The sequence below is a fragment of the Streptomyces sp. MAI_2237 genome (genome assembly GCF_054189285.1).
Window position 1 is genome coordinate 807,538 of the sequence record NZ_JAJPGQ010000005.1, and the last position, 23,123, is coordinate 830,660.

The 23,123-nt window shown below is 72.3% G+C and carries 19 protein-coding genes and 1 pseudogene; 7 read left to right on the forward strand and 13 right to left on the reverse strand.

From position 1 onward, the window contains the following. Positions 1 to 98: 98 nt before the first annotated feature. A pseudogene (locus LN251_RS32025) lies at positions 99 to 632 on the forward strand (penicillin acylase family protein); the annotation flags it as partial. 110 nt (positions 633 to 742) lie between these two features. Here LN251_RS32025 and LN251_RS32030 read toward each other — a convergent pair. Together LN251_RS32030 and LN251_RS32035 are read right to left on the reverse strand one after the other, a co-directional pair. Next, positions 743 to 2,305 (reverse strand): acyl-CoA synthetase, encoded by a 1,563-nt coding sequence (locus tag LN251_RS32030; RefSeq protein WP_458247647.1) that lies wholly within the window; start codon positions 2,303 to 2,305, stop codon positions 743 to 745. Continuing rightward, the gene (locus tag LN251_RS32035) at positions 2,302 to 3,411 is read right to left on the reverse strand and encodes an NAD(P)H-dependent flavin oxidoreductase (protein WP_458247648.1); all 1,110 of its coding nucleotides are present in this window, start codon (positions 3,409 to 3,411) and stop codon (positions 2,302 to 2,304) included. The genes LN251_RS32030 and LN251_RS32035 overlap by 4 nt, the downstream gene beginning before the upstream one ends. A gap of 165 nt (positions 3,412 to 3,576) precedes the next feature. Here LN251_RS32035 and LN251_RS32040 point away from each other — a divergent pair, with 165 nt between their 5' ends. Next, entirely contained in the window at positions 3,577 to 5,358 is a 1,782-nt protein-coding gene (locus tag LN251_RS32040; protein WP_458247649.1) for a serine hydrolase, read from the forward strand. A gap of 72 nt (positions 5,359 to 5,430) precedes the next feature. Beyond that, entirely contained in the window at positions 5,431 to 5,847 is a 417-nt protein-coding gene (locus LN251_RS32045) for an ankyrin repeat domain-containing protein (RefSeq protein WP_458247650.1), read from the forward strand. Here the strand turns inward: LN251_RS32045 and LN251_RS32050 are convergent. Further along, the gene (locus LN251_RS32050; protein ID WP_458247651.1) at positions 5,825 to 6,715 is read right to left on the reverse strand and encodes an LLM class flavin-dependent oxidoreductase; all 891 of its coding nucleotides are present in this window, start codon (positions 6,713 to 6,715) and stop codon (positions 5,825 to 5,827) included. The genes LN251_RS32045 and LN251_RS32050 overlap by 23 nt on opposite strands. Positions 6,716 to 6,733: 18 nt before the next feature. Beyond that, positions 6,734 to 7,753 (reverse strand): aldo/keto reductase, encoded by a 1,020-nt coding sequence (locus LN251_RS32055; protein WP_458247652.1) that lies wholly within the window; start codon positions 7,751 to 7,753, stop codon positions 6,734 to 6,736. Between the two features lie 137 nt (positions 7,754 to 7,890). Here LN251_RS32055 and LN251_RS32060 point away from each other — a divergent pair, with 137 nt between their 5' ends. Then, positions 7,891 to 8,496 (forward strand): TetR/AcrR family transcriptional regulator, encoded by a 606-nt coding sequence (locus LN251_RS32060; RefSeq protein ID WP_458247653.1) that lies wholly within the window; start codon positions 7,891 to 7,893, stop codon positions 8,494 to 8,496. Here the strand turns inward: LN251_RS32060 and LN251_RS32065 are convergent. The 6 genes from LN251_RS32065 to LN251_RS32090 all read right to left on the reverse strand — a co-directional run bounded on the left by LN251_RS32065 (position 8,493) and on the right by LN251_RS32090 (position 15,729). After that, positions 8,493 to 9,263: a class I SAM-dependent methyltransferase gene (locus tag LN251_RS32065; protein WP_458247654.1), complete on the reverse strand. Its 771-nt coding sequence runs from the start codon at positions 9,261 to 9,263 to the stop codon at positions 8,493 to 8,495. The genes LN251_RS32060 and LN251_RS32065 overlap by 4 nt on opposite strands. Continuing rightward, positions 9,260 to 10,828 carry a phytoene desaturase family protein gene (locus LN251_RS32070; RefSeq protein WP_458247655.1) on the reverse strand — a complete coding sequence of 523 codons (1,569 nt, stop codon included), beginning with the start codon at positions 10,826 to 10,828 and terminating at the stop codon, positions 9,260 to 9,262. Before LN251_RS32070 ends, LN251_RS32065 begins: the two co-directional genes overlap by 4 nt. 101 nt (positions 10,829 to 10,929) lie before the next feature. Then, positions 10,930 to 13,161, reverse strand: a complete 2,232-nt coding sequence (locus tag LN251_RS32075; RefSeq protein ID WP_458247656.1) for a tetratricopeptide repeat protein — start codon at positions 13,159 to 13,161, stop codon at positions 10,930 to 10,932. Positions 13,162 to 13,223: 62 nt separating this feature from the next. Next, the gene (locus tag LN251_RS32080) at positions 13,224 to 14,066 is read right to left on the reverse strand and encodes an oxygenase MpaB family protein (protein WP_458247657.1); all 843 of its coding nucleotides are present in this window, start codon (positions 14,064 to 14,066) and stop codon (positions 13,224 to 13,226) included. A gap of 9 nt (positions 14,067 to 14,075) precedes the next feature. Next, entirely contained in the window at positions 14,076 to 15,254 is a 1,179-nt protein-coding gene (locus tag LN251_RS32085) for an acyl-CoA dehydrogenase family protein (protein WP_458247658.1), read from the reverse strand. A 100-nt stretch (positions 15,255 to 15,354) separates the two neighbouring features. Next, positions 15,355 to 15,729 carry a ferredoxin gene (locus LN251_RS32090; protein ID WP_249837065.1) on the reverse strand — a complete coding sequence of 125 codons (375 nt, stop codon included), beginning with the start codon at positions 15,727 to 15,729 and terminating at the stop codon, positions 15,355 to 15,357. 117 nt (positions 15,730 to 15,846) lie between these two features. On the opposite strand from LN251_RS32090, the gene LN251_RS32095 reads away from it, so the two are divergent. From LN251_RS32095 to qcrB, 3 genes are read left to right on the forward strand one after another with little or no spacing between them, the layout of a single operon-like run. Further along, positions 15,847 to 16,200: a DUF6479 family protein gene (locus tag LN251_RS32095; protein ID WP_458247659.1), complete on the forward strand. Its 354-nt coding sequence runs from the start codon at positions 15,847 to 15,849 to the stop codon at positions 16,198 to 16,200. 41 nt (positions 16,201 to 16,241) lie between these two features. Continuing rightward, the gene (locus LN251_RS32100) at positions 16,242 to 16,592 is read left to right on the forward strand and encodes a hypothetical protein (protein WP_458247660.1); all 351 of its coding nucleotides are present in this window, start codon (positions 16,242 to 16,244) and stop codon (positions 16,590 to 16,592) included. A gap of 37 nt (positions 16,593 to 16,629) precedes the next feature. After that, complete coding sequence (gene qcrB, locus LN251_RS32105) at positions 16,630 to 18,288, forward strand: cytochrome bc1 complex cytochrome b subunit (RefSeq protein ID WP_458247661.1); 1,659 nt, start codon at positions 16,630 to 16,632, stop codon at positions 18,286 to 18,288. On the opposite strand, the gene ctaF is transcribed toward qcrB, so the two are convergent. From ctaF to ppdK, 3 genes are read right to left on the reverse strand one after another with little or no spacing between them, the layout of a single operon-like run. Next, on the reverse strand, positions 18,261 to 18,716 hold the full coding sequence (gene ctaF, locus LN251_RS32110) for an aa3-type cytochrome oxidase subunit IV (RefSeq protein ID WP_458247662.1): 456 nt from the start codon (positions 18,714 to 18,716) through the stop codon (positions 18,261 to 18,263). The genes qcrB and ctaF overlap by 28 nt on opposite strands. Then, positions 18,716 to 20,395: an aa3-type cytochrome oxidase subunit I gene (gene ctaD / locus LN251_RS32115; RefSeq protein ID WP_458247663.1), complete on the reverse strand. Its 1,680-nt coding sequence runs from the start codon at positions 20,393 to 20,395 to the stop codon at positions 18,716 to 18,718. Before ctaD ends, ctaF begins: the two co-directional genes overlap by 1 nt. Before the next feature lie 52 nt (positions 20,396 to 20,447). Next, the gene (gene ppdK / locus LN251_RS32120; RefSeq protein WP_458247664.1) at positions 20,448 to 23,123 is read right to left on the reverse strand and encodes a pyruvate, phosphate dikinase; all 2,676 of its coding nucleotides are present in this window, start codon (positions 23,121 to 23,123) and stop codon (positions 20,448 to 20,450) included.

A 23,123-nucleotide genomic window follows, 5' to 3' on the forward strand; every position in this document is an offset into this window, starting at 1 on the left:
AAGCACCCGGGCGGGTCACAGCCGCAGGCATGTTCAACCGCCGTTCCGCTGACGGAAGTTGGGAGACACCATTGCGCACCCGTGGGAGACGGCCCCCGACCGTCTCCCTCGGCTACAACTCGCGCGTGGCGAGGACCCACACCGTCGCGACCCGCGTGCCGTTCGACCTGACCCGGCTGACCCTCGATCCGGCCGACCCCACCGTCTCCCTGGTGGACGGCAAGCGGGAGCGGATGACGAAGCGGACCGTGACCGTGCCGGTCGCGGGCGGCACGTCCGTCACCCGCAGCCAGTGGTGGTCGCGTTACGGTCCGGTCGTCGCCGATCCCCAGAGCGATCCGCCGCTGCCCTGGACCACGACGACGGCGTACGCGCTCGACGACCCGAACGCCGCCGGTTTCCGCTTCGCCGACAGCTCCCTCGGCTTCGCCCGGGCGCGCTCCACCGCGGGCGTCCTCGCCTCCCTCCGGCGTCACCAGGGGCTTCCCTGGGTGAACACGGTCGCCGCGGGCTCCGCGGGGCACTCCTTGTACACCCAGTCGCAGGTGCTGCCCCGGATCACCGACGACCTCGCGGCCCGGTGCTCCACCGACCTGGGCAAGATCACCTACCCGCAGGCGGGCCTCGCAGTGTAGGACGTCCTGGTCTCGCCCGCGCTGCGGGTGGTCCGGATCGGGACGCACGACTGAGTACCGCACGGCCCCTGCCTCGCGCGGCGCGCGTGGGGCAGGGGCCGTGCCCGTCACACGGGCCGGGTGCGTCCTTCCCAGTACGGCTCCCGCAGCCGCCGCTTGTACAGCTTGCCGTTGGGGTCGCGGGGCATCTCCGTGATGAAGTCGACGGTCCTGGGCCGCTTGTAGCCCGCGAGCCGTTCGGTGCAGTGCTCCAGGATCGAGGCGGCCAGCGCGGGGCCCGGCTCGTGTCCCGGCGCCGGTTCGACGACCGCCTTGACCTCCTCGCCCCAGTCGTCGTGCGGGATGCCGAAGACGGCGGCGTCGGCCACGGCGGGGTGGGCGAGGAGGGCGGACTCGATCTCGGCCGGGTAGATGTTGACCCCGCCCGAGATGATCATGTCGATCTTGCGGTCGCGGAGGAAGAGGTAGCCGTCTTCGTCGAGGTAGCCGAGGTCGCCGACGGTGAAGTAGTCGCCGATGCGGTTCTTCCGCGTCTTGGCCTCGTCCTTGTGGTAGGCGAACCCGCCGGTGTTCATCTTCATGTAGACGGTGCCCAGTTCGCCGGGCGGCAGCCGGTTGCCGTCCTCGTCGAAGACGGCGAGTTCGCTGATGGGCCACGCCTTGCCGACGGTGCCGGGCTTCTTCAGCCAGTCCTCGGCGGTGGCGAAGGCTCCGCCGCCCTCGCTGGCCGCGTAGTACTCCTCGACGGAGTTCCCCCACCAGTCGATCATGGCCCGTTTCACGTGGTCGGGGCAGGGGGCGGCGCCGTGGATGGCGTGCCGCATGGAGGAGACGTCGTAGGAGCGCCGGACGTCCTCGGGCAGGGCCAGCAGCCGGTGGAACTGGGTGGGGACCATGTGGGTGTGCGTGCACTTCTCACGGTCGATGAGGCGCAGCATCTCCTCGGGCGTCCACTTGTCCATCAGGACCAGGCGGTGGCCGATGTGCAGGGACGCGCCCGCGAACTGCAGGACGGCCGTGTGGTAGAGCGGTGAGCAGACGAGGTGGACGTTGTCGTCGAACGGCTTGATGCCGAAGATGCCGAGGAAGCCGCCGAGGTAGGCCTCCTCCGGCGCCCGGCCGGGCAGCGGGCGGCGGATGCCGCGCGGGCGGCCGGTGGTGCCGGAGGTGTAGTTCATGACCCAGCCGAGTTCGCGGTCCGCGGGCGCCGACTCCGTTTGTCCGTGGAGGAGTTCGGTGTAGGGGCGGAAGCCCTCGACCGCGCCGACGGCGTAGCGGTGGGTGGCCGGCAGGCCGGCCTCGTCGGCGGCGTGCCGGGCTGGCCCGGCGAACCGCTCGTGGGCGATGAGCACCTTGGCGCCCGAGTCGGCGACGATCCAGCCGATCTCCGGTCCGACGAAGTGGTGGTTGACCGGCACGAGGTAGAGACCGGCCTGGCTGGCGGCGAGGTAGGCGGTGAGGAACTCGACGCCGTTGGGCAGGACGACCGCGAAGGCGTCCCCGCGCGACAGTCCCGCGGCGCGCAGGCCGTGCACGAGGCGGTTGGCGGCGGCGTACAGGCGTCCGGCGGTCCACTCCTCGCCGTCGGGGGCGATGAGGACCTTCCGGTCGGGGTCGGCGGCGGCCTGGGCCCAGAATCCGGCCGGGGGCGTACTCGTCGTGCTCGTCATTCACCGCTCCTTCCGGCGATGCGGTTGACGCGGTCGACGGCTTCCTCGAAGCCGCGGGTGAGGTCGTCGAAGACGGCCTGGACGCTGCGTTCGCTGGTCATCCGGCCGACGATCTGGCCGACCGGCGTGCCGAGCAGGGGCTCGACCTCGTACTTCTGGATGCGGGTGAGGGCGTCGGCGACCAGCAGGCCCTGAAGGGGCATGGGGAGGGTGCCGGGTCCACTGGGGTCGTCCCAGGCGTCGGTCCACTCGGTACGGAGCTGGCGTGCGGGCTTGCCGGTCAGGGCGCGGGAGCGGACGGTGTCGCCGGAGCCCGCGGCCAGCAGTTTGCGGGTCACGGCGGGCGAGGAGAGGTCGGCCTCGGTGCAGGTCAGCCAGAGGGAGCCGAGCCACACCCCCTGGGCGCCGAGGGCGAGGGCGGCGGCCACCTGCTGTCCGCTGCCGATGCCTCCGGCGGCCAGGACCGGCAGCGGGTCCACGGCCTCGACCACCTCCGGGGTGAGGACCATGGAGGCGATCTCGCCGGTGTGGCCGCCCGCCTCGTAGCCCTGGGCGACGACGATGTCGATGCCCCCCTCCTTGTGCTTGAGAGCGTGCCGGGCGCTGCCCGCGAGCGCGGCGACCAGTACGTCCTGCCGGTGGGCGCGGGCGACCACGTCGGCGGGCGGGGAGCCGAGGGCGTTGGCGAGCAGCCGGATCGGGTAGTCGAAGGCGACGTCGAGCTGGCTGCGGGCGACCTGTTCCATCCAGCCGGTGATGCGCCAGCCGGCCGCGTCGCCCTCGGCGAGTTCCGGCACGCCGTACTTGGCGAGGGTGTCCTGGACGAACTGGCGGTGCCCCTCGGGGATCATCGCCTCGACGTCGGCCTCCGTGACCCCTTCCACCTTCTTGGCGGGCATGACGACGTCGAGGCCGTAGGGCTTGCCGTCGACGTGGGACTCGACCCAGTCGAGGTCGCGCTTGAGGTCGTCGGGGGCGGTGTAGCGGACTGCGCCGAGCACTCCGAAGCCGCCGGCCCGGCTGATGGCCGCGGCGACGGCGGGGAACGGCGTGAAGCCGAAGATGGCGTGCTCGACTCCCAGTTTCTTGCTCAGCTCCGTCTGCATGGGCGCAGGATGCCGCAGTCCTCTGGACGACGGAAGGCCTTTTCTGATGCTCCGTCAGATTTCTTGCCGACGGCCCGCCCTGTTGACACACCGCACCCCTGACACGAAAGTTTCAGTCCGCAAGGTGATCCCGGAAAGAATCTTTCAGGCACGGGAGGCTCACCCATGACGGACGACGCGGCGACCCGGCCGGGACTCTCCCGGCGCCAACTGGCCCGAAGAACCCTCGCCCTGGGCGGCGCGCTGGCCATCGCCCCGTTCCCCGCCGGCCCGGTGGCCGCGGCCTCCCCCGGCCCGGCTCACCCCACTCTGCGCCACGGCTCGCCCGAGCGCGCCGGCCTGCTCGCCGAGCACCTGGGTCAACTGGTCACGGACGCCGAGGCGTTCCTCGGCCCCTCCCCCAAGCACCCGTGGTACGCGGGCGCCGTCCTGCTGGCCGGGCGCGGCGGGACCGTGGCGCTGCACCGGCCCATCGGCATGGCGGTGCGCTACCGGTCGTACGACGAGAAGACCGACACCGGTGTCGAGTTCCCGGCCGACCAGCAGATCCCCATGACCGAGGACACCGTCTTCGACCTCGCCTCCGTCTCCAAGCTGTTCACCTCACTGCTGGCGGTGCGGGCGATGGAGCGGGGAGAAGTGGAGCTGGAGGCGACGGTCGCCTCGTACGTCCCGGAGTTCGGGGCCGCCGGCAAGCAGGACGTCACCGTCCGCCAACTCCTGACCCACACCTCGGGCTTCCGGGACTGGATCCCCCTGTACAAGGCACCGACGTACGACGCCAGGATTCAACTCGTCTACGACCAGGCCCCGATCAACCCGCCCGGCACGAAGTACCTCTACTCCGACCTGAACCTGATCTCCCTCCAGCTGGTCCTGGAAAGGGTCACGGGCCGGACCCTGGACGTCCTGCTGCGCGAGGACATCACCGAGCCGCTCGGCCTGGAGCGCACCCGCTACAACCCGCCCGCCTCCTGGCGGCCGGTGATCGCGGCCACGGAGGACGAGCGGGCGCCCTGGTCCGGTCTCGACCGCGGGCTGGTGTGGGGCGAGGTGCACGACGAGAACGCCTACAGCCTCGGCGGGGTCGCCGGCCACGCCGGGGTGTTCTCCTGCGCCTGGGACCTGGCCGTGCTCGGCCGGACCCTGCTCAACGGCGGCGCCTACGGCCGCACCCGCATCCTGCGTCCGGAATCGGTGGAGTCGCTGTTCACCGACTTCAACACCGCCTTCCCCGGGCACGAGCACGGCCTGGGCTTCGAGCTCTACCAGCACTGGTACATGGGCGCGATGGCGACCCCGCGCACCGCCGGCCACACCGGCTTCACCGGCACCTCGCTGGTCCTGGACCCGACGACGGACTCCTTCCTGGTCGTGCTCGGCAACTCGGTCCACCCGGTGCGCACATGGCGCTCCGGTTCCGCTCCCCGGGTCGCCGCCGGCAACCATCTGGCGCGGGCCGTGCCCGTCCGCCCCGTGCGCGGACATGCCGCCTGGTTCTCCGGCATGGCGAACGCCACGACGGCCACGCTCACCCTGCCCTCGCTCGACACGCTGCGGGGCGGCGCGCTGCTCGGCGCCGCACTGTGGTGGGACACCGAACCGGCCTCGGACACACTGGCGTTGGAGACCACCGCCGACGGCGGGACGACCTGGCGGCCCCTGCCGTTCACGACCACGCGCCACGGCGAGCCGCCGCAGGAACACCCCTCGGGCTCGGTCACGGGCTGGTCGGGCCGCGTCTGGCACCGCCTGACGGCCGATCTTCCGGCCGCCGCCCAACTGGCCGTGCGCTGGCGGTACTCGACGGACAAGCTGTACGTGGGACGGGGTGCGTACGTCGACGCGATCCGGGTCCGGGCGGACGGCGAGGTGCTCTTCGACGAAGCCCGTCCCGCCGACTCGGCACGGATCACGCCGGTGGGCTGGACCGCGTCGGCGGACTAGGACCGGACCAAAATCTCTGATCGGCCGGCGCCGTTGTCGGCTCCGGCGCCGTTGTCGGCTAGCGTGCGGCCCATGAACCGACGGCGGCAGAAGAAGCTCACCGGCCGGCTCTTCGAGGCGATCCTGCGGGACGACGCCGCCGAGGTGGCCGCGCTTGTGCGGGCCGGAGCCGATCCGGGACGAGCCGACCGTGAGGGCACCACCCCGCTGTACGAGGCCGCCGTCAACGGCCGGGCCCCGATCGTCCGCCTGCTCCTGGCCACCGGTGCCCCGCCCGACGCCGAGAGCGGCGGGATCGGCGCGCAGGGCACACCGCTGTGCGCCGCCGCGTGCTGGGGACACACCGAGGTGGTAAGGGAGTTGCTGGCACACGGCGCCGATCCGTCCCTGCGCGAGGATCACGGCACCGGCTGGTCTCCGCTGCGGTGGGCGGAGCACGGCCCGCACCCCGGCACCGTCGAACTCCTCACCGCGGCCGGTGCGGGCTGACCAGTTCGTCGGCGACCCAGCGCGCGACCCCGGCGGGGTACGGCGCCGGCAGCCCGAGCACGATGTGCCCGAAGCCGGCGTCGAGGGCCTCGTCGATCGCGGCGCGGGTGGTGCCGGGCCGGTCGTAGTCCACGGGCAGGTGGATCGAGCGGGTGACGGCGGCCGGATCGCGGCCGATCTCGGCGCAGTAGCGGTCGAGCAGCGCGCTGCGGCGGACCACGTCCTCGAGGTCACCGCCCGGGATGTTCCACAGGTCGGCGTGCTCGGCGGCCACCCGCAGGGTCGCGGCGGAGCGGCCGCCGATCAGGATCGGCGGATGCGGGCGCTGGACGGGCTTGGGGTTGGCGAAGGCTCCGGTGAGGTGGTGCTGGGTGCCGTGGAAGTCGAAGGGCTTGTCCTCCGTCCACAGCCGCCGGATCAGCGTGCAGGCCTCGGCGAGAGACCGTACCGCGTCCGCGGTGTCCTGGAAGGGCAGGCCGTATGCCGGGTACTCGCGCCGGGCCTCGGGAGGGTGGGGGCGGGAGCCGACGCCGATGCCGAAGTCGAGCCGGCCGCCGGAGACGATGTCGACGGTCGTGGCGATCTTGGCCAGGACGGCGGGCGGCCGGAACCTGTTGCTGGTCACCAGCAGCCCCAGCCGCAGCCGCCGGGTCTGGGCGGCGAGGGCCGACAGCAGCGTCCAGCCTTCGAGGATCGGCCCGTCCGGGTCGCCGCCGATCGGCATGAGGTGGTCGAACAGCCAGGCGTGCTCGATCTCGGGAACGGCGTCCGCCTCGCGCCAGACGGTGAGGACGTCCTCGTACGACACCTGCATGGGGGCGGTCATGATCCCGAAGCTGGGGGTGGCCCGCGGGGTGGTCTGTGACATGGCGGTTCTCCCTGGGTTTCAGCGGCGCCGCAGCGTCGCGTCCAGCAGCGCCGGCGGCGCGTCGAACTTCTCGTGCGCGGCGAGGTCGGTGCCGGGCGCGACGACGGCGTCGATGGCGTCGAGCACGTCGGCGGAGAGCACCGTGTCGGCCGCGGCGAGCTGGCTGCGCAGGTGGTCGAGGGTGCGCGGGCCGATGAGCGCGGCGGTGACGGCGGGGTGCGCGGTCACGAAGCCGAGGGCGAGCTGGATCAGGGTCAGTCCGGCCTCGTCGGCGATCTTGGCGAGCCGCTCGACGGCGTCGAGCCGGGCCCTGTTGTAGGGCAGGCTCAGGTCGAAGCGTTCCGGCATGAACGCCGAGCGGTTGGTGGTGACGTCACCGCCCTGGCGGACGGCGCCCGTCAGCCAGCCCGAGGCGAGCGGGCTCCACACCAGTACGCCAAGGCCGTACTCCTCGGCCACGGGCAGGACATGGGCCTCGACGCCGCGCTGCAGGATCGAGTAGCTGGGCTGTTCGGTGACGTAGCGGCCCAGGTGGTGCTCGCGGGCGGCCCACTGGGCCTGCACGATGCGGTGGGCGGGGAACGTCGAGGAGCCGAAGTAGCGGACCTTCCCGGCCCGTTGGAGGTCGGTGAGTGCCGACAGTGTCTCCTCGTCGCTGGTCGTCGGGTCCCAGCGGTGGATCTGGTAGAGGTCGACGTGGTCGACGCCGAGCCGGCGCAGGCTGTCCTCGAGTGCGGTGACCAGCCAGCGGCGGGAACTGCCGCGGTGGTTGCGCTCGTCGCCCATCGGCATGGTCGCCTTGGTGGCGAGCACGATGTCGTCGCGGCGGCCGGCGATGGCCTTGCCGACCATCTCCTCCGATCCGCCGGCGCTGTACATGTCGGCGGTGTCGATGAGGTTGACGCCCGCCTCCAGGGCGGCGTCGACGATGGCCGTGGCCTCGTCCTGGGTGGTGTTCCCGATGGCGCCGAAGTTCATGGCGCCGAGGGCGAGCGTGCTGACCTGCACACCGGTGCGGCCCAAGGTGCGGTACTGCATGTCCGTGTCTCCTCATGGCAGGGGTGGTGACCGGGTTCGCGCTCTGCCAGAATGAACAGAACCGGAACCTCGTTCCGGTACGACGATACGGAACCGTGTTCCGTTTTTGCAAGGCGACGGTGGAAGGAATCAACGCTGTGATCGACGGCGACGGCGACAGCGACGAGACGGGCGGGCGCGGGGCCCCGTCCCGGCGCAAGGACGCCCGGCGCAACAAGGAGACGCTGCTGGAAGCGGCCGCCGCGGTCTTCGTCGCCAAGGGCGTGGACGCGCCGGTGCGGGACATCGCGGCCGAGGCGGGCGTCGGGCTGGGCACGCTGTACCGGCACTTCCCCACCCGGGCGGACCTGATCATCGGGGTGTACCGGCACCAGGTGGAGGCCTGTGCCGAGGCCGGCCCCGCCCTCCTGGAGAGCAGCGGGAGCCCGTACACCGCGCTGGCACTCTGGATCGACCGGTTCGTCGACTTCCTGGTCACCAAGCACGGGCTGGCCGGCGTGCTGCAGTCCGACAGCGCCGGGTTCGAGACGCTGCACGCCTACTTCCTCGACCGCCTCGTGCCCGTCTGCGCACAGCTCCTCACCGCGGCGGAGACCGCCGGCGAGATCCGCACCGGGCTGACGGCCTACGAGCTCATGCGCGGCGTCGGCAACCTGTGCGCCGGCGCGGAGAGCGACCCCGCCTACGACGCCCGCCGCCTGGTCGAACTCCTCGTGGCGGGACTGGGCGCGATGCCGTCCTAGCCTGCCGCTCGGGCGGTCAGAACCGGCTGGCGGAAGCCGGTGGCGTCCGGCGTACGCCAGTCGAGGCCGTCGAACCCCGCCGTGCTCGCGGCTTCCACCAGCTGCTCCCGGGACAGCGCACGGGAGGCGGCACGCCGGAGGCGGACCTCCCAGCCCTCCCCTTGCGGCAGGAGCTGGAAGTACTCCTGGTCGTAGTGCTCGCCGTTCTCATGCCAGTGCCAGAGCTGGAAGGTGATCGTGCGGCCGTCGGGGCCGTACGACACCTGCGGCGGCGTCGACGCGGGACGGGTGCGCCGGAGGGCGTCGTAGTCCCGGAGGGTGAGCAGGAGCAGCCCGTCGTCGCGCAGCATCCGCCACATCTCGCCCAGCGCCACGGCCGTGTCCTCGGGGGTCATGAGGTGGGCGATGGAGTTGTCGGCACAGACGACCGCGTCGAAGGTGCCCGGCCGGAACGGCAGCCGGCGCATGTCGGCCGCCGTGACCGGGAGTTCGAGGCCGCGGGCCGCGGCTTCGGCGGCGGCCCGTGGGGCGGCGACGGGGCTCAGGTCGCTGCCGACGACGCGGTGTCCGGTGCGGGCCAGCCCGATCGCCTGGGTGCCGATGCCGCAGGCGCAGTCCAGCAACCGGTGCGGCCCCGGGCCCAGTTCGCTCCGGAGCAGGCCGTCCAGGACGGCGGCCTGACGGGCGATGCTCGCCTCCCAGTCCGGGAAGATCCGGTGGTAGTCGGGGGCCGGCGAGTCGTAGAAGTCTCCGGCCGGGGAGGTCATGCGCCGGTCGCCTCCAGGACCGCCATCGCCGCGTTGTGGCCGGGGACGCCGCTCACGCCGCCGCCGCGTACCGCTCCGGCGCCGCACAGCAGGACGTTGTCGTGACCGGTCTCCACGCCCCAGCGGCCGGTGCCTTCCTGGGTGTGGGGCCAGGCCAGGGCACGGTGGAAGATGTTGCCGCCGGGCAGGCGCAGGTCGCGCTCCAGGTCCAGAGGGGTCTTCGCCTCGATGCAGGGGCGGCCCTCCGCGTCGACGGCCAGACAGTCGGCGAGCGGTTCGGCGAGGTGGGCGTCGAGCTGGGCGAGGGTGGACTTCAGGAGTTCCTCGCGTACGGAGTCGTTGTCGGCCTCGAAGAGCCGGGCCGGGGTGTGCAGGCCGAAGAGGGTGAGCGTCTGGTAGCCCTGCTCGACGAGGTCCGGACCGAGGATCGTGGGGTCGGTCAGGGAGTGGCAGTAGATCTCCGAGGGCGGTGCGGCGGGCAGCCGGCCCGCGGCGGCCTGGGCGTGGGCGGTGGCGAGCTGCTCGTAGCCCTCGGCGATGTGGAAGGTGCCGGCGAACGCCTCGCGCGGGTCGACGGTGTCGTCACGCAGCCGGGGCAGCCGCTTGAGCAGCATGTTCACCTTCAGCTGGGCGCCCTCGGCGGGGGCGGCCGGCGCGTCACCGGTCAGCTCGGCCAGGGCCTGCGGGGAGGCGTTGACCAGCACGTGGCGGGCGCCGACCGTGGCCTCGCCGTCGGCCGTGCGGTATGTGATCTCGGCGGCTCGCCCGTCCGTGGCGATGCGCACCGCCTCGTGCCCGGTGACGACGACCGCGCCCGCCTCCCGGGCCGCCGTGGCCAGGGCCTCGGTCAGCGCGCCCATGCCGCCGACCGGGACGTCCCACGCGCCCGTGCCGCCGCCGATGACGTGGTAGAGGAAGCAGCGGTTCTGGGCCAGCGAGGGATCGTGGGCGTCGGCGAAGGTGCCGATGAGGGCGTCGGTGAGGACCACGCCCCGCACGAGGTCGTCGGCGAAGCGGTCCTCGACGGCGACGCCGATCGGGTCCTCGAAGAGGGTGCGCCACGCCTCCTCGTCGTCGATGCGGCGGCGCAGTTCGTCCCGGGTGGGCAGCGGCTCGGTGAGGGTCGGGAAGACGCGCTCGGCGACGCGGCCCGTCATGCCGTAGAAGCGCTGCCATGACTCGTACTCGCGCTCGGAGCCGGTGAGCCGGGCGAAGGCCTCCCGGGTGCGCCTCTCGCCGCCGCCGACCAGCAGTCCGGTGGCCCGGCCGGCGCGTTCCACGGGGGTGTACGAGGAGATGGTGCGGGTGCGGACGCGGAAGTCCAGGCCGAGGTCGCGCACGATCTTCTTCGGCAGCAGGCTGACCAGGTACGAGTAGCGCGACAGCCGTGCGTCCACGCCGGCGAACGGCCGGGTGGAGACGGCGGCGCCGCCGGTGTGCCCGAGGCGCTCCAGGACCAGCACGGATCGTCCGGCGCGGGCCAGGTAGGCGGCGGCGACCAGGCCGTTGTGGCCGGCGCCGACGACGACGGCGTCGTAGCTGCGGTGTGCCTCGTGTGCGGTCATGGTTCTTGGTAACACGCGGTGATCCGGATCGGCCAGAGAGGGACACCGAGCGGTGAGCAGCCGGTGCCGCCCTCGTCGGCAATGCGGACGCGGCGACGCGATCACTGCCCGCCGGACGCCTGCTGCCGCTGGCGCAGCACCGCGACTCTGCGGTACAGCTCGACGGCCTCCGCGCCGCGGCCGAGCTGCTCCAGGCAGTGGGCCTCGTCGTTGCGGCTGGCGAGGGAGTCGGGGTGCTCGGCGCCCAGGACGCGCTCGCGGGCGGCGGCCACCCGCCGGTACTCGGCCAGGGCGTCGGCCCAGCGGCCCAGCCAGCCCAGGCCGACGGCGACCTCGCGGCGGCTGACCAGGGTGTCGGGGTGCTCGGGCCCCAGGACGCGCTCGCGGATCGCGCACACGTCGCGGGATTCGGCCAGGGCCTCCTCCCAGCGGCCCAGCCGGCCGAGGTTGACGCCGAGACCGTGCCGGGCGCGCAGGGTCTCGGGATGGGTGGCCCCCTGGACCCGGGTGCGGTCGTCGATGAGTGCGCGGTACAGGGCCAGCGCGTCCTCGCTGCGGCCGAGCCTGCCGAGGCTGATGCCGATCTCGTAGCGGGCGGCGAGGGTGTCGGCGTGGTCGGGGCCGAGGGCGCGGGCGCGGGCCTCGGCGACCTCGCGGTAGGCCTGCAGCGCCTCCTGCCAGCGCCCCAACTGCCCCAGCGCGTACGCGACCTCGTAGCGGGTGACCAGGGTGTCGGGGTGCTCGGGCCCCAGGACGCGGGCGCGGGCGGCGGCCACGTCGCGGGCCATGCGGTAGGAGTCCTCCTGGCGGCCGAGCCTGCTGAGGTTGAAGGCGAGGTTGTGGCGGCAGCGCAGGGTGTCGGGGTGGTCGGCGCCCAGGACGCGCTCACGGGCGGCGAGGACGGCGGTGTACACCTGGTGCGCGTCGAAGTGGCGGCCCAACTGGCCCAGTACGTACGCCATTTCCTGGCGGGCGGCCAGGGTGTCGGGGTGGTCGGCGCCCAGGGCACGCGTTCTCGCGGCGGCCACGAACTTGTACTCCCGCAGGGCGTCGGCCGCGTGGCCGGTGCGGCTGAGGGTGAAGGCGACCTCGTAGCGGCTGGCGAGCGTGTCGGGGTGCTCGGGCCCCAGCAGCCGCGCGCGGTCGGCGGCCACCGCCCGGTGCACGTCCCCGGCTTCGGCCCAGCGGCCCGAACGGGCCAGCGCGAGCCCGGCGTTGTGCCGTCCGGCCAGCGCGGTGAGCGTCTCCGGGGCGGGCTCCGGCGCGGTTGCGCCCGGTCGTGCGGCGTCGGGGCGCGGGGTCCACTCGCCGGTCAGCCCGGCGCCGGCGTCGCGCGGGCCGGCGTCCGGGCCGGCACCCGTGGCCTTGTGGCCCATGGTCATGCCGCGCGTCCACGACGGCAGGCGGGGCGTGCCCGCGGGCCGCTGCCCGGGCGGGTCGAGAGCCGGCCGCGGGGTGACGACGGTCGGCACGTACGCCGGTGTCGTACGTGCCAGGCCGATGCGGCGGCCCAGCTCCTGGGCGTCCGGCGGGCGCTGTTCCGGCCGCTTGGCGAGCAGGTCGAGGATGATCCGCTCGAGGTACTCGGGCAGCTCGGCGCGGTGGCTGCGGGGCGGCCGGGGCGGGGTGTCGCGGTGGCCGACGAGGATCGCCCAGGGGTCGTCGAGGTCGAAGGGCGGCACGCCGGTGGCGATCTCGTACAGGACGCAGCCCAGCGAGTACAGGTCGCTGCGGTGGTCCACCTCGGAGCCGCCGATCTGCTCCGGGGACATGTAGTGCGGGGTGCCCATCGCGACGCCGGTGCCGGTCAGTCGGGAGGTGAAGCCGATGTCGTGGCCGAGGCGGGCGATGCCGAAGTCGCAGATCTTCACCGCGCCGTCGGTGAGTCGCACGATGTTGGCGGGCTTCAGGTCGCGGTGCACGATGCCCTGCTTGTGGGTGTAGGCGAGGGCGGCGGCGACCTGGTCGGCGATGTCGACGACGTCGGGGACGGGCAGCGGGTGGTGCTGGTTGTCCTCCAGCAGCTGGCTGAGGTTGCGGCCCTCCAGCAGCTCCATCACCAAAAAGAGCACGCCGTCGGTCTCGCCGAAGTCGTGGACGACGGTCACACCGCGGTGCTGGAGGGCGGCGGCCACCCGGGCCTCGCGCCGGAACCGCTCCCGCAGCACCCTGGCGAAGGCCTGGTCGTGGTGGGGCCCGAGGGGCTTCAGGCACTTCACGGCGACATGCCGGCCGAGCGACTCGTCCCGGGCCCGCCACACCTCGCCCATACCGCCCCGCCCGATCAGGTCGAGCAGCCGGTACCGGCCCTGGATCAGCCTGCTGTCCCCCATCGTCCGCGACCGCCCCCGTACCTCTTCGCCCCGCCCACCCCTGGCTCGTCCAGTATGGCGACCTATCGTCCGAGTTTGTACGGTGCCGGACGGGACCCGGGGCCGAGCCGGTCCATCGCCCGCAGGATGTGTTTGGGCGGCAGTTGCCAGCGCACACGTGCGGGGACGCAGCGCAGCAGGTTGCCCGTGGCCCGCAGGCGCAGGGTGACGGTCTCGGGTTTCGGTGCCGCTCTGCCGTACAGCTCGTGGGCGTACGGCGGCAGGGCGGCGTACGCCAGGTGCGCCACGCGCCGCCACAGCACCTCGCGCGCCGGGACCAGGAGGGGGTGCGTCGGCGGGCGGAGCAGGAAGTCGTCCACCTCGCGTGCCTCGGGTCCGACGGCGAGTTCGGGGCGGACCTTGTCGAAGTAGGCGTTCATCTCGGCCTGGTTCGCGGGGACGGCGTCCGGGTCGAGGCCCACCAGGCGGGCGCTGACGCGGTGTTCGCCGATGTAGCGGTCGGCCTCGGCGTCGGTGAGACGGAAGCCGGAGCGGCGCAGGACCTGCAGATAGGAGTCGATCTCGGCGCAGTGCACCCACAGCAGCAGCTCGGGTTCGTCGACGCCGTACCGCTCGCCGGTGTCCGGGTCGACGGCCGACAGCATGCGGTGGATCTTGCGCACCCGGGCGCCGGCGCGCTCGGCGGCCTCGGTGGTGCCGTACGTCGTGGTGCCCACGAAGTCGGCGGTCCGCATCAGCCGGCCCCAGGCGTCCCGGCGGAAGTCGGAGTTCTGCATGACGCCGCGCACCGCGCGCGGGTGCAGGGCCTGGAGGTAGAGCGCGCGGATGCCGGCGACCCACATCATCGGGTCGCCGTGCATCTGCCAGGTCACGGAGTTCGGTGTGAACAGCCCGGGATCACCCATGTCCGCAGGCTAACGCCGAACCCGGGGCATCCCCAGGCCGATCCAGGAGATGATCTCCCGCTGGATCTCGTTGTTGCCGCCGCCGAAGGTGAAGATGACGGCCGAGCGGTAGCCGCGTTCGAGCTCGCCGTGGAGCACCGCGCCCGCGGAGCCCTCCTTCAGGGCGCCGGCGGCGGCGACGATCTCCATCAGCCAGGCGTAGGCGTCCCGGCGGGCCTCGGAGCCGTACACCTTGACCGCGGAGGCGTCCTGCGGGGTGAGGGTGCCGTTCTGGACGGCGTTGACCATCTGCCAGTTCAGGAGCTTCATCGCGTCGAGCCGGGTGTGCGTCCGGGCGAGGCGGCGGCGTACCCAGGGCAGGTCGACGACGCGGCGGCCGTCGGCGAGCTTGGTCTCCATGGCCCAGCGCTGCACGTCGTGCAGGGCGCGGATGGCCATGGTGCCGTGGGCGGCCAGGGTGACGCGTTCGTGGTTGAGCTGGTTGGTGATCAGCCGCCAGCCCTCGTTCTCGGCGCCGACCCTGCGGGAAAGGGGGACGCGGACGTTCTCGTAGTAGCTGGCGGTGGTGTCGTGGGAGGCGAGGGTGGTGATGACGGTGCAGGAGTAGCCGGGGTCGGTGGTGGGGACGAGGAGCATGGTGATGCCCTTGTGGGGCGGGGCGTCCGGGTCGGTGCGGGTGGCGAGCCACACCCAGTCGGCGGTGTCGCCGTTGGTCGTCCAGATCTTCTGCCCGTTGACGACGTACGCGTCGCCGTCCCGCACGGCGCGGGTCTTCAGCGAGGCGAGGTCGGTGCCGGCGTCGGGCTCGCTGTAGCCGATGGCGAAGTCGATCTCGCCGGAGAGGACCTTGGGCAGGAAGTACGCCTTCTGCTCGTCCGTTCCGTACCGCATGATCGTGGGGCCGACGGTGTTGAGCGCCATGAGGGGCAGCGGGACGCCTGCCTGCGCGGCCTCGTCGAAGAAGATGAACTGCTCCATCGCCGTCAGGCCGCGGCCGCCGTACTCCTCGGGCCAGCCCACCCCGAGCCAGCCGTCCGTGCCGAGGCGGCGGATCGTCTCGCGGTAGAAGCGTTTCTGCGCGGCGGGGTCGGCGTGGCGGGCGTAGGCGTTGTCCGGCACCAGCTCGGCGAAGTAGTCGCGCAGTTCGGCGCGCAGCCGCTGCTGCTCGGGCGTGTATTCGAGGTGCACGGCGCCTCCAGGCATCCCAGGCCGGTCCTGACGGCGCACACCGTAGAACGTGTTCCAGTAATTGGGAATGGCGAGGATGCGGAAAGAGCCGGGCGGAGCGTCAGCGCAGGGTGGCGAGGAAGTCCGTGCAGGCCTGCGCGCACTCCCGGCAGGCCTTCGCGCCGTCCTCGGCGCCCGCCAGCCGGTCGAAGGCGTGCGCGGCCTCCAGGCACACCGTGCGGCACCATTCCAGCTGGATGCGGATGCCCGCCTCGTCCAGCCGGTTCTGCTCGGACAGCACACGACAGGTCGCGTCGCACACCTCCGCGCACATGATGCCCTTGCGTCGTACGAGTTCCTGCTCCTCCGTGCCGTCCGGGTCCACGAGGCTCGCGCGCAGAGCACACGCGCGTGCGCACTCCGTGCACGCCTGGGCGCACGCGAAGCGGTCCTCCAGGAACTGGAAGAGCTCCTGCTGGGTCGTTGTCGTAGTCACCCGATTCGGGTAGCCGGAGCCCTCGCCGTCAAACACCCGGCCGCCGGCGACCGCGCGGTTCGCGCCGCCCGGGCGCCCGGCCCGGTTCACGCGCCGGGCTCGGGGTACCCGCGGGTCATGAACAGCGCATCGATGGACATCGCCGCAAGCAGCGCCTCCGCGTTGGGGCTCATCGCGGCCGGCGTGGTGGTCGTGGCCCTGCTGCTGGGCGCCTTCCTCATGGGCTCACGCATCCGACGCCGGGAGCCCGGTCCGCCGAGTCCGCAGGAGCAGCCCCGACTGCCGGACGGGGGGCCGGTCCGCGAGGTGCGGGAGGTCCGTGAGCCCGACGAGGTGCCCCGCTCCGACCAGCGGCTGACCCCGCACGAGCTGCCGGGGCACGGCAACTCGCCGACCCGGTCCGCCGCCTCGCAGGAACGGCCGCGCTGGACCGGCGGCAACAGCGGGTCGTTCGGCTCGGGCGGTCACTGAGTCCGCGGCCTCCACCGGCGTCCCGAGAGGAAGTGAGAGCCATGACCGACTCCGCCCGCGCCGCCCTGCCGCTGCCCGACTACGACCATCTTCCCCTGGGCGGCCTGGAGAGCCGGGTACGGTCGCTGACCGCCGACGAAGTCGACGAGCTGCTGGCCTACGAACGCGCCCACGCCGACCGGCTGCCGGTGACCGAAGTGCTGTCGGCCCGGCGGGAGCAGCTGCGCGCGGGCGCCGAGCCGACGTCGGGCGACCCCTCGGCGCTGCGTCCCGAGCAGCACGGCCGCACCACGGGCTCCCCCGTCTCTCCGGCGACCTCTCCCCAGCCGTCCAGCCCGCCCCCGCACGGCACCCCGGACCAGCGGGGCAAGCCGAAGGGCGACCGCACCTAGGGAGTTTCCGGTCACGGCGCACGGGCACCCGTGCGCCGTGCTGCCCAGGAAGAGTGACCACGCCCTGCCCGCGGCGGAGCGGGCCGCTGACGCGCTCGACGCGCGGCTTCCGGTGTACGACGGCGGGAAGCTGCTGCGCAAGGCCTTCCCCGACCACTGGTCCTTCCTGCTGGGCGAGATCGCCCTCTACAGCTTCGTCGTCCTGCTGCTGACCGGCGTCTGGCTGACACTGTTCTTCCACCCCTCCATGACGGACGTCGTCTACGGCGGCTCGTACCGGCCGCTGGACGGGGTGCGCATGTCGGAGGCGTACCGCTCCACCCTCGACATCAGTTTCGACGTGCGGGGCGGTCTGCTGATCCGGCAACTGCACCACTGGGCGGCGCTGGTGTTCGTCGCGGCCATCGGTGTGCACCTGCTGCGGATCTTCTTCACGGGCGCGTTCCGCCGGCCGCGCGAGGTCAACTGGCTGATCGGCGTGACCCTGTTCGTGCTGGCGCTGGCCGAGGGCTTCGCCGGCTACTCGCTGCCGGACGACCTGCTGTCGGGCACCGGCCTGCGGATCGCGCAGGGTGTCATGCTGTCGATCCCGGTCGCGGGGACGTACCTCAGCATGTTCGTCTTCGGCGGCGAGTTCCCCGGGCACGAGCTGATCCCGCGGCTGTACTCGCTGCACATCCTGCTGATCCCCGGCCTGCTGCTGGCCCTGGTCACCGTCCACCTGATCCTGGTGTTCTACCTCAAGCACACCCAGTGGGCGGGCCCGGGCCGCACCAACCGCAACGCCGTCGGCAAGCCCTTGGTCCCGCAGTTCGCGGCCAGTTCGGGCGGGCTCTTCTTCATGGTGTTCGGCCTGCTGTCGGTGCTGGCCGCAGTCGCGCAGATCAATCCGGTGTGGGTGTACGGCCCCTACCGGCCGGACATGGCGTCGACGGGTTCGCAGCCGGACTGGTACGTCGGCTTCCTGGAGGGCTCGCTGCGGCTGGTGCCGCCGTGGGAGACGACGGTGGCCGGGCACACGGTGATGTGGAACGTCCTGCTGCCCGCCGTGGTGCTGCCGCTCGCCCTGTTCGCCGTGCTGTACGCGTATCCCTTCCTCGAACGGTGGGTGACCGGCGACGACCGGGAGCACCACCTGTGCGACCGGCCCCGGGACAACCCCGCCCGGACGGGCCTCGGCGTCGCCGGCATCTGCTTCTACGGCGTGCTGCTCCTGGCCGGCGGCAACGACATCCTCGCGCACACGTTCAGGGTCTCCCTGAACACGCTGACCTGGGTGTTCCGGATCGCCGTGGTGGTGCTGCCACCGCTGGCGGCGGTGGTCACCAAGCGCGTGTGCCTGGCCTTGCAGGAGGCGGAGCTGGAGCGTCTGGCCGAGGGCGAGGAGACGGGGGCGGTACGGCAGACGATCACGGGCGGCTTCACCGAGGACCACGAGCCGCTCGACGAGCGGAAGCAGTACGTGCTCCGGGCGCGCCGGGAGGCCCGACCGCTGCCCTCGCCGTCGCCCGAGCGCCGCGCCGACGTCGGGCGGGTGGAGCGGCTGCGGGCCGCGCTGAGTTCCTGGTACTACGCCCACCGGGTCCAGGAACCGGGCCACGGGGAGGTCCCGGGCGACGACTCGCGCGTCGCGACCGAGGGCGAGCTCCCCGCGAACGGCGAGGCCGCTCAGCGCGACCGTGAGTTGAAGGGCTGATCGGGCGAGGGGGCGGCGGGCCCGGACGGCTCGGAGCCCGGGTCGGGGCGGTCGGCGTACTGGAAGACCATGCCGAACACGCCCGTCCCCAGCACGCCCAGCCCGAGCAGGGCCAGCCACAGCCCGAACACGACGCCGAGCGCGAGCAGGACCGCGCCGAGCGCGACGACGATCGGCCAGGGACTGTGCGGGGAGAAGAACTCCAGCGGGCCCGCCGTCTCGATGATCTCGGCGTCCGGCCGGTCCTGGGCACGCAATCCGCGGCGGCGGTACTGGATGTGCAGGAAGAGCGCCACGAGTGCGGCCATGAGAAAGGCGATGCCCAACGCGGCCGTGCCCGCGGGCTCACGCGAACGCCACCCGTAGCCGGCCGCGGTGACGGCGAAGAAGACGGCGACACCGGCGAACAGCCGGGACTCGGTACGCATCAACCGCTCCGTTCCGTCTGCTGCGCCGCCCCGACCTCCGGGTGGTGGGCGTCGAACGCCGGTGATTCGGAACGGATCCGGGGCAGGGCCGTGAAGTTGTGCCGCGGCGTCGGGCAGGAGGTGGCCCACTCCAGGGAACGGCCGTAACCCCAGGGGTCGTCGGTGTCGACCTTCTCGCCGTACCGGGCCGTCTTCCACACGTTGTAGAGGAACGGCAGGGTGGACAGGCCCAGCAGGAAGGCGCCGATCGAGCTGATCGTGTTGAGCAGGGTGAAACCGTCGGCGGCCAGGTAGTCGGCGTAGCGGCGGGGCATGCCCTGCTCGCCCAGCCAGTGCTGGACGAGGAAGGTGGTCTGGAAACCGACGAACAGCGTCCAGAAATGGATCTTCCCGAGGCGTTCGTCGAGCATCTTCCCGGTGAGCTTGGGCCACCAGAAGTAGAACCCGGCGAACATCGCGAACACCACGGTGCCGAACAGGACGTAGTGCAGGTGGGCGACGATGAAGTACGAGTCGGTGAGGTGGAGGTCGAGCGGCGGGGAGGCGATCAGGACCCCGCTCATGCCGCCGAGCAGGAAGGTCGCCATGAAGCCGCACGACCACAGCATGGGCGTCTCGAAGGACAGCGAGCCTCTCATCATCGTGCCGATCCAGTTGAAGAACTTCACGCCCGTCGGCACCGCGATCAGGAACGACATCAGCGAGAAGAACGGCAGCAGGACGGCGCCGGTGGCGAACATGTGGTGGGCCCACACCACCGCGGACAGCATGGTGATGGCGATGGTCGCGCCGACGAGGGTGACGTAGCCGAAGATCGGTTTGCGGCTGAACACCGGGATGATCTCGGAGACGATGCCGAAGAACGGCAGCGCCACGATGTACACCTCGGGGTGGCCGAAGAACCAGAACAGGTGCTGCCACAGCAGTGCTCCGCCGGAGGCGGCCTCGAAGATCCGCGCCCCGAACTTGCGGTCCGCCTCCAGCGCGAGCAGGGCGGCGGTCAGCACGGGGAACGCGGGCAGCACCAGGATCGACGTGAACAGCACGTTCCAGGTGAAGATCGGCATCCGGAACATGGTCATGCCGGGGGCGCGCAGGCACAGGATCGTGGTGATGAAGTTGACGGCGCCGAGCGTGGTGCTGACACCGGTGACCACCAGTCCCATGACCCACAGGTCACCGCCGACTCCGGGGCTGTGGACGGCGCTGTTGAGGGGCGCGTAGGCGAACCAGCCGAAGGCCGCCGCTCCCCCGGGCGCCAGGAACCCGGAGACGACCGTCAGCCCGCCGAACAGGTACAGCCAGTACGACAGGGCGTTCAGCCGCGGGAACGCCACGTCCGGGGCGCCGATCTGCAGCGGCATCACCGCGTTCGCGAACCCGGCGAACATCGGCGTCGCGAACAGCAGCATCATGACCGTGCCGTGGATGGTGAACAGCTGGTTGTACTGCTCCTGGCTGACCAACTGCAGCCCGGGACGGGCCAGTTCGGCCCGCATCAGCAGTGCCAGGATGCCGCCGAAGAGGAAGAAGGAGAAGGCGGTCGTGAGGTACAGATTGCCGATGACCTTGTGATCGGTCGTGGTCGCCCAACGCAGCAGCGCCCGTCCCAGGGACGAGCGCGTGCGCGGCCGCACCGGCGCCTGGCGCGACCGCGCCGTCCTCCTGTCCAACGCCATGCGGCGGCGGGTACCCGGGGACGGCGAGCCCACTCGCCGTCCCCGGGGTCTCTCACCTGCTGTCACTCGTGCCGGTGGTCTCCGTCAGAGCCGCGCGTCCCGCCTCCAGCCGGGCCGCCGGGATCCGGAACGGCGAGCAGGAGACGTAGTCCAGGCCCGCGCGGTGGAAGAAGTGGATCGACTCGGGGTCACCGCCGTGCTCGCCGCACACACCCGTCTCCAGACGGGGGTTGACGGCCCGGCCGGCCTCGACGGCGATCTCCACCAGCCGTCCGACGCCCTCCTGGTCGATCGTCTCGAAGGGCGACACCGAGAAGACGCCCTTGTCGATGTACAGGGGGAAGAAGGACGCCTCCGCGTCGTCACGGGACAGGCCCCACGTGGTCTGGGTGAGGTCGTTGGTGCCGAAGGAGAAGAAGTCGGCGACCTCGGCGATGCGTCCCGCGGTGAGCGCGGCGCGCGGCAGCTCGATCATCGTGCCGATCGGGCAGTCGAGGGTCAGACCGGTCTCCCGCTGCACCTCGCCGAGCACGGTCTGCGCCTCGTCGCGGGCCAGCCGCAGCTCCTCGACCGTGCCGACCAGCGGGATCATGACCTCGGCGCGCGGGGTGCCGCCGTCGCGCAGCCGCTGGGCCACGGCCTCGGCGATCGCCCGCACCTGCATGGCCATCAGGCCGGGCACGGCCAGGCCCAGGCGGACGCCGCGCAGGCCCAGCATCGGGTTCTGCTCGTGCATCCGCTCGACGGCCGCCAGCAGTTCGCGGTCGTGCTCGTCCGGGTGCTCGGTGCGGGCGAGGCGGACGGCGAGTTCCGTGCGGTCGGGCAGGAACTCGTGCAGCGGCGGGTCGATCAGCCGGATCGTCACCGGCAGCCCCTCCATCGCCTCGAGGATGGCGGTGAAGTCGGCCCGCTGCAGCGGCAGCAGGGCGTCGAGCGCCCGCTCGCGCGCGGTGTCGTCGCGGGCCAGGATCATCGCCTCGACCAGCGCCCTCCGCTCACCGAGGAACATGTGCTCGGTACGGCACAGGCCGATGCCCTGCGCGCCCAGCGCACGGGCGCGGACGGCGTCTTCGGGTGTGTCGGCGTTGGCGCGGACCTCCAGACGGCGCACCGAGTCGGCGTGGGCGAGGGCGCCCAGGACCGCGTCGGTGAGCGTGTCGGAGGCGGTGGCGGTCTCCAGCGCGCGTCCGACCTCGGACGCGGTCAGCGGCAGAGCCCCGAGGTGGACGGTGCCCGCGGTGCCGTCGACGGAGACGACGTCGCCCTCGCGGACCACGGTGCCGGACGGAGCGGTGAACTGCCGGGCCACCGTGTCGACGGCCAGCTCCTCGGCGCCGCACACGCACACCTTGCCCATGCCGCGGGCGACCACGGCGGCGTGGCTGGTCTTGCCGCCCCGGCTGGTCAGCACCGCCTCGGCGGCGATCATGCCGGGCAGGTCGTCGGGGGTGGTCTCCCGACGGACCAGGATCACGTGCTCGCCGGCCGCGGCACGGCGTACGGCCTCGGCGGAGTCGAAGACGACGGCTCCCACCGCGGCGCCCGGCGAGGCGGGCACGCCGTGGGCCAGCGGACGGTCGGTGGCCTTGACGTCGAAGCGGGGGAACATCAGCCGGGTCAGCTCGGCGCCGTCGACCCGGACCAGGGCCTCGTCGGCGGTGATGGTGCTCTCCTCGCGCAGGTCGTGGGCGATGCGGAAGGCGGCCTCGGCGGTGCGCTTGCCGACACGGGTCTGCAGGACCCACAGCTTGCCGCGCTCCACCGTGAACTCCACGTCGCACAGGTCGCGGTAGTGGTCCTCCAGGGTGTGCAGGTGCCTGCCGAGCTCGGCGTAGGCCTCCGGGTCGAGCTTGCCGAGTTCGCTCAGCGGCAGCGCGTCGCGCACGCCGGCGACGACGTCCTCGCCCTGCGCGTCGGGCAGGTAGTCGCCGTACCGGCCGCGTTCGCCGGTGGCGGGGTCGCGGGTGAAGGCGACGCCCGTGCCGGAGTCGGAGCCGAGGTTGCCGAACACCATCGCCTGGACGTTGACGGCGGTGCCGAGGTCCTCGGGGATGTGTTCGCGGTGGCGGTAGACGCGGGCGCGCTCGGTGTTCCAGGACTCGAAGACCGCGCGGATGGCGCGGGAGAGCTGGACGGCCGGGTCCTGCGGGAAGTCCTCGCCGGTCTCCTCGCGGATGATGGCCTTGAACTCCTCGGTGAGCCGCTTGAGGTCGTCGGTGTCGAGGTCGTGGTCGTCCTTCTTCTTGTGCCCGACCATGGCCTTCTCGAAGAGGTCGCCGTCGACACCCATCACGGTGTGGCCGAACATCTGGATGAGCCGCCGGTAGGAGTCCCACGCGAACCTCTCCTGCCCGGATGCCTCGGCGAGGCCCGTGACGGAGCGGTCGTTGAGTCCGATGTCGAGGATGGTGTCCATCATGCCGGGCATGGAGAAACGGGCACCGGAGCGTACGGACACCAACAGGGGGTCGTCGGCCGCGCCGAGGCTGCGGCCCATGGCCTGCTCCAGGCCGGCGAGCGCCTGGGCGGCCTCGACGCCGAGCTCGGGCGGCTCCTCGCCGGTCTTGAGGTAGACCTTGCAGGCCTCGGTGGTCACGGTGAATCCGGGCGGGACGGGCAGACCGATCCGGGTCATCTCGGCGAGTCCGGCTCCCTTGCCGCCGAGCAGGTCGGCCATGTCGCGGCCGCCCTCTGCGAATCGGTACACGTACTTCACGGGCGTGCTCAT

Excerpts from the sequence above, each read along its gene's own strand:
- LN251_RS32030 (WP_458247647.1), bottom strand. The coding sequence starts at position 2,305 with ATGACGAGCACGACGAGTACGCCCCCGGCCGGATTCTGGGCCCAGGCC.
- ctaF (WP_458247662.1), bottom strand. The coding sequence starts at position 18,716 with ATGCGTACCGAGTCCCGGCTGTTCGCCGGTGTCGCCGTCTTCTTCGCC.
- ctaD (WP_458247663.1), bottom strand. The coding sequence starts at position 20,395 with ATGGCGTTGGACAGGAGGACGGCGCGGTCGCGCCAGGCGCCGGTGCGG.
- LN251_RS32065 (WP_458247654.1), bottom strand. The coding sequence starts at position 9,263 with ATGACCTCCCCGGCCGGAGACTTCTACGACTCGCCGGCCCCCGACTAC.
- LN251_RS32040 (WP_458247649.1), top strand. The coding sequence starts at position 3,577 with ATGACGGACGACGCGGCGACCCGGCCGGGACTCTCCCGGCGCCAACTG.
- LN251_RS32080 (WP_458247657.1), bottom strand. The coding sequence starts at position 14,066 with ATGGGTGATCCCGGGCTGTTCACACCGAACTCCGTGACCTGGCAGATG.
- ppdK (WP_458247664.1), bottom strand. The coding sequence starts at position 23,123 with ATGAGCACGCCCGTGAAGTACGTGTACCGATTCGCAGAGGGCGGCCGC.
- LN251_RS32075 (WP_458247656.1), bottom strand. The coding sequence starts at position 13,161 with ATGGGGGACAGCAGGCTGATCCAGGGCCGGTACCGGCTGCTCGACCTG.
- LN251_RS32070 (WP_458247655.1), bottom strand. The coding sequence starts at position 10,828 with ATGACCGCACACGAGGCACACCGCAGCTACGACGCCGTCGTCGTCGGC.
- LN251_RS32095 (WP_458247659.1), top strand. The coding sequence starts at position 15,847 with ATGAACAGCGCATCGATGGACATCGCCGCAAGCAGCGCCTCCGCGTTG.
- LN251_RS32055 (WP_458247652.1), bottom strand. The coding sequence starts at position 7,753 with ATGCAGTACCGCACCTTGGGCCGCACCGGTGTGCAGGTCAGCACGCTC.
- LN251_RS32035 (WP_458247648.1), bottom strand. The coding sequence starts at position 3,411 with ATGCAGACGGAGCTGAGCAAGAAACTGGGAGTCGAGCACGCCATCTTC.
- LN251_RS32050 (WP_458247651.1), bottom strand. The coding sequence starts at position 6,715 with ATGTCACAGACCACCCCGCGGGCCACCCCCAGCTTCGGGATCATGACC.
- LN251_RS32045 (WP_458247650.1), top strand. The coding sequence starts at position 5,431 with ATGAACCGACGGCGGCAGAAGAAGCTCACCGGCCGGCTCTTCGAGGCG.
- LN251_RS32100 (WP_458247660.1), top strand. The coding sequence starts at position 16,242 with ATGACCGACTCCGCCCGCGCCGCCCTGCCGCTGCCCGACTACGACCAT.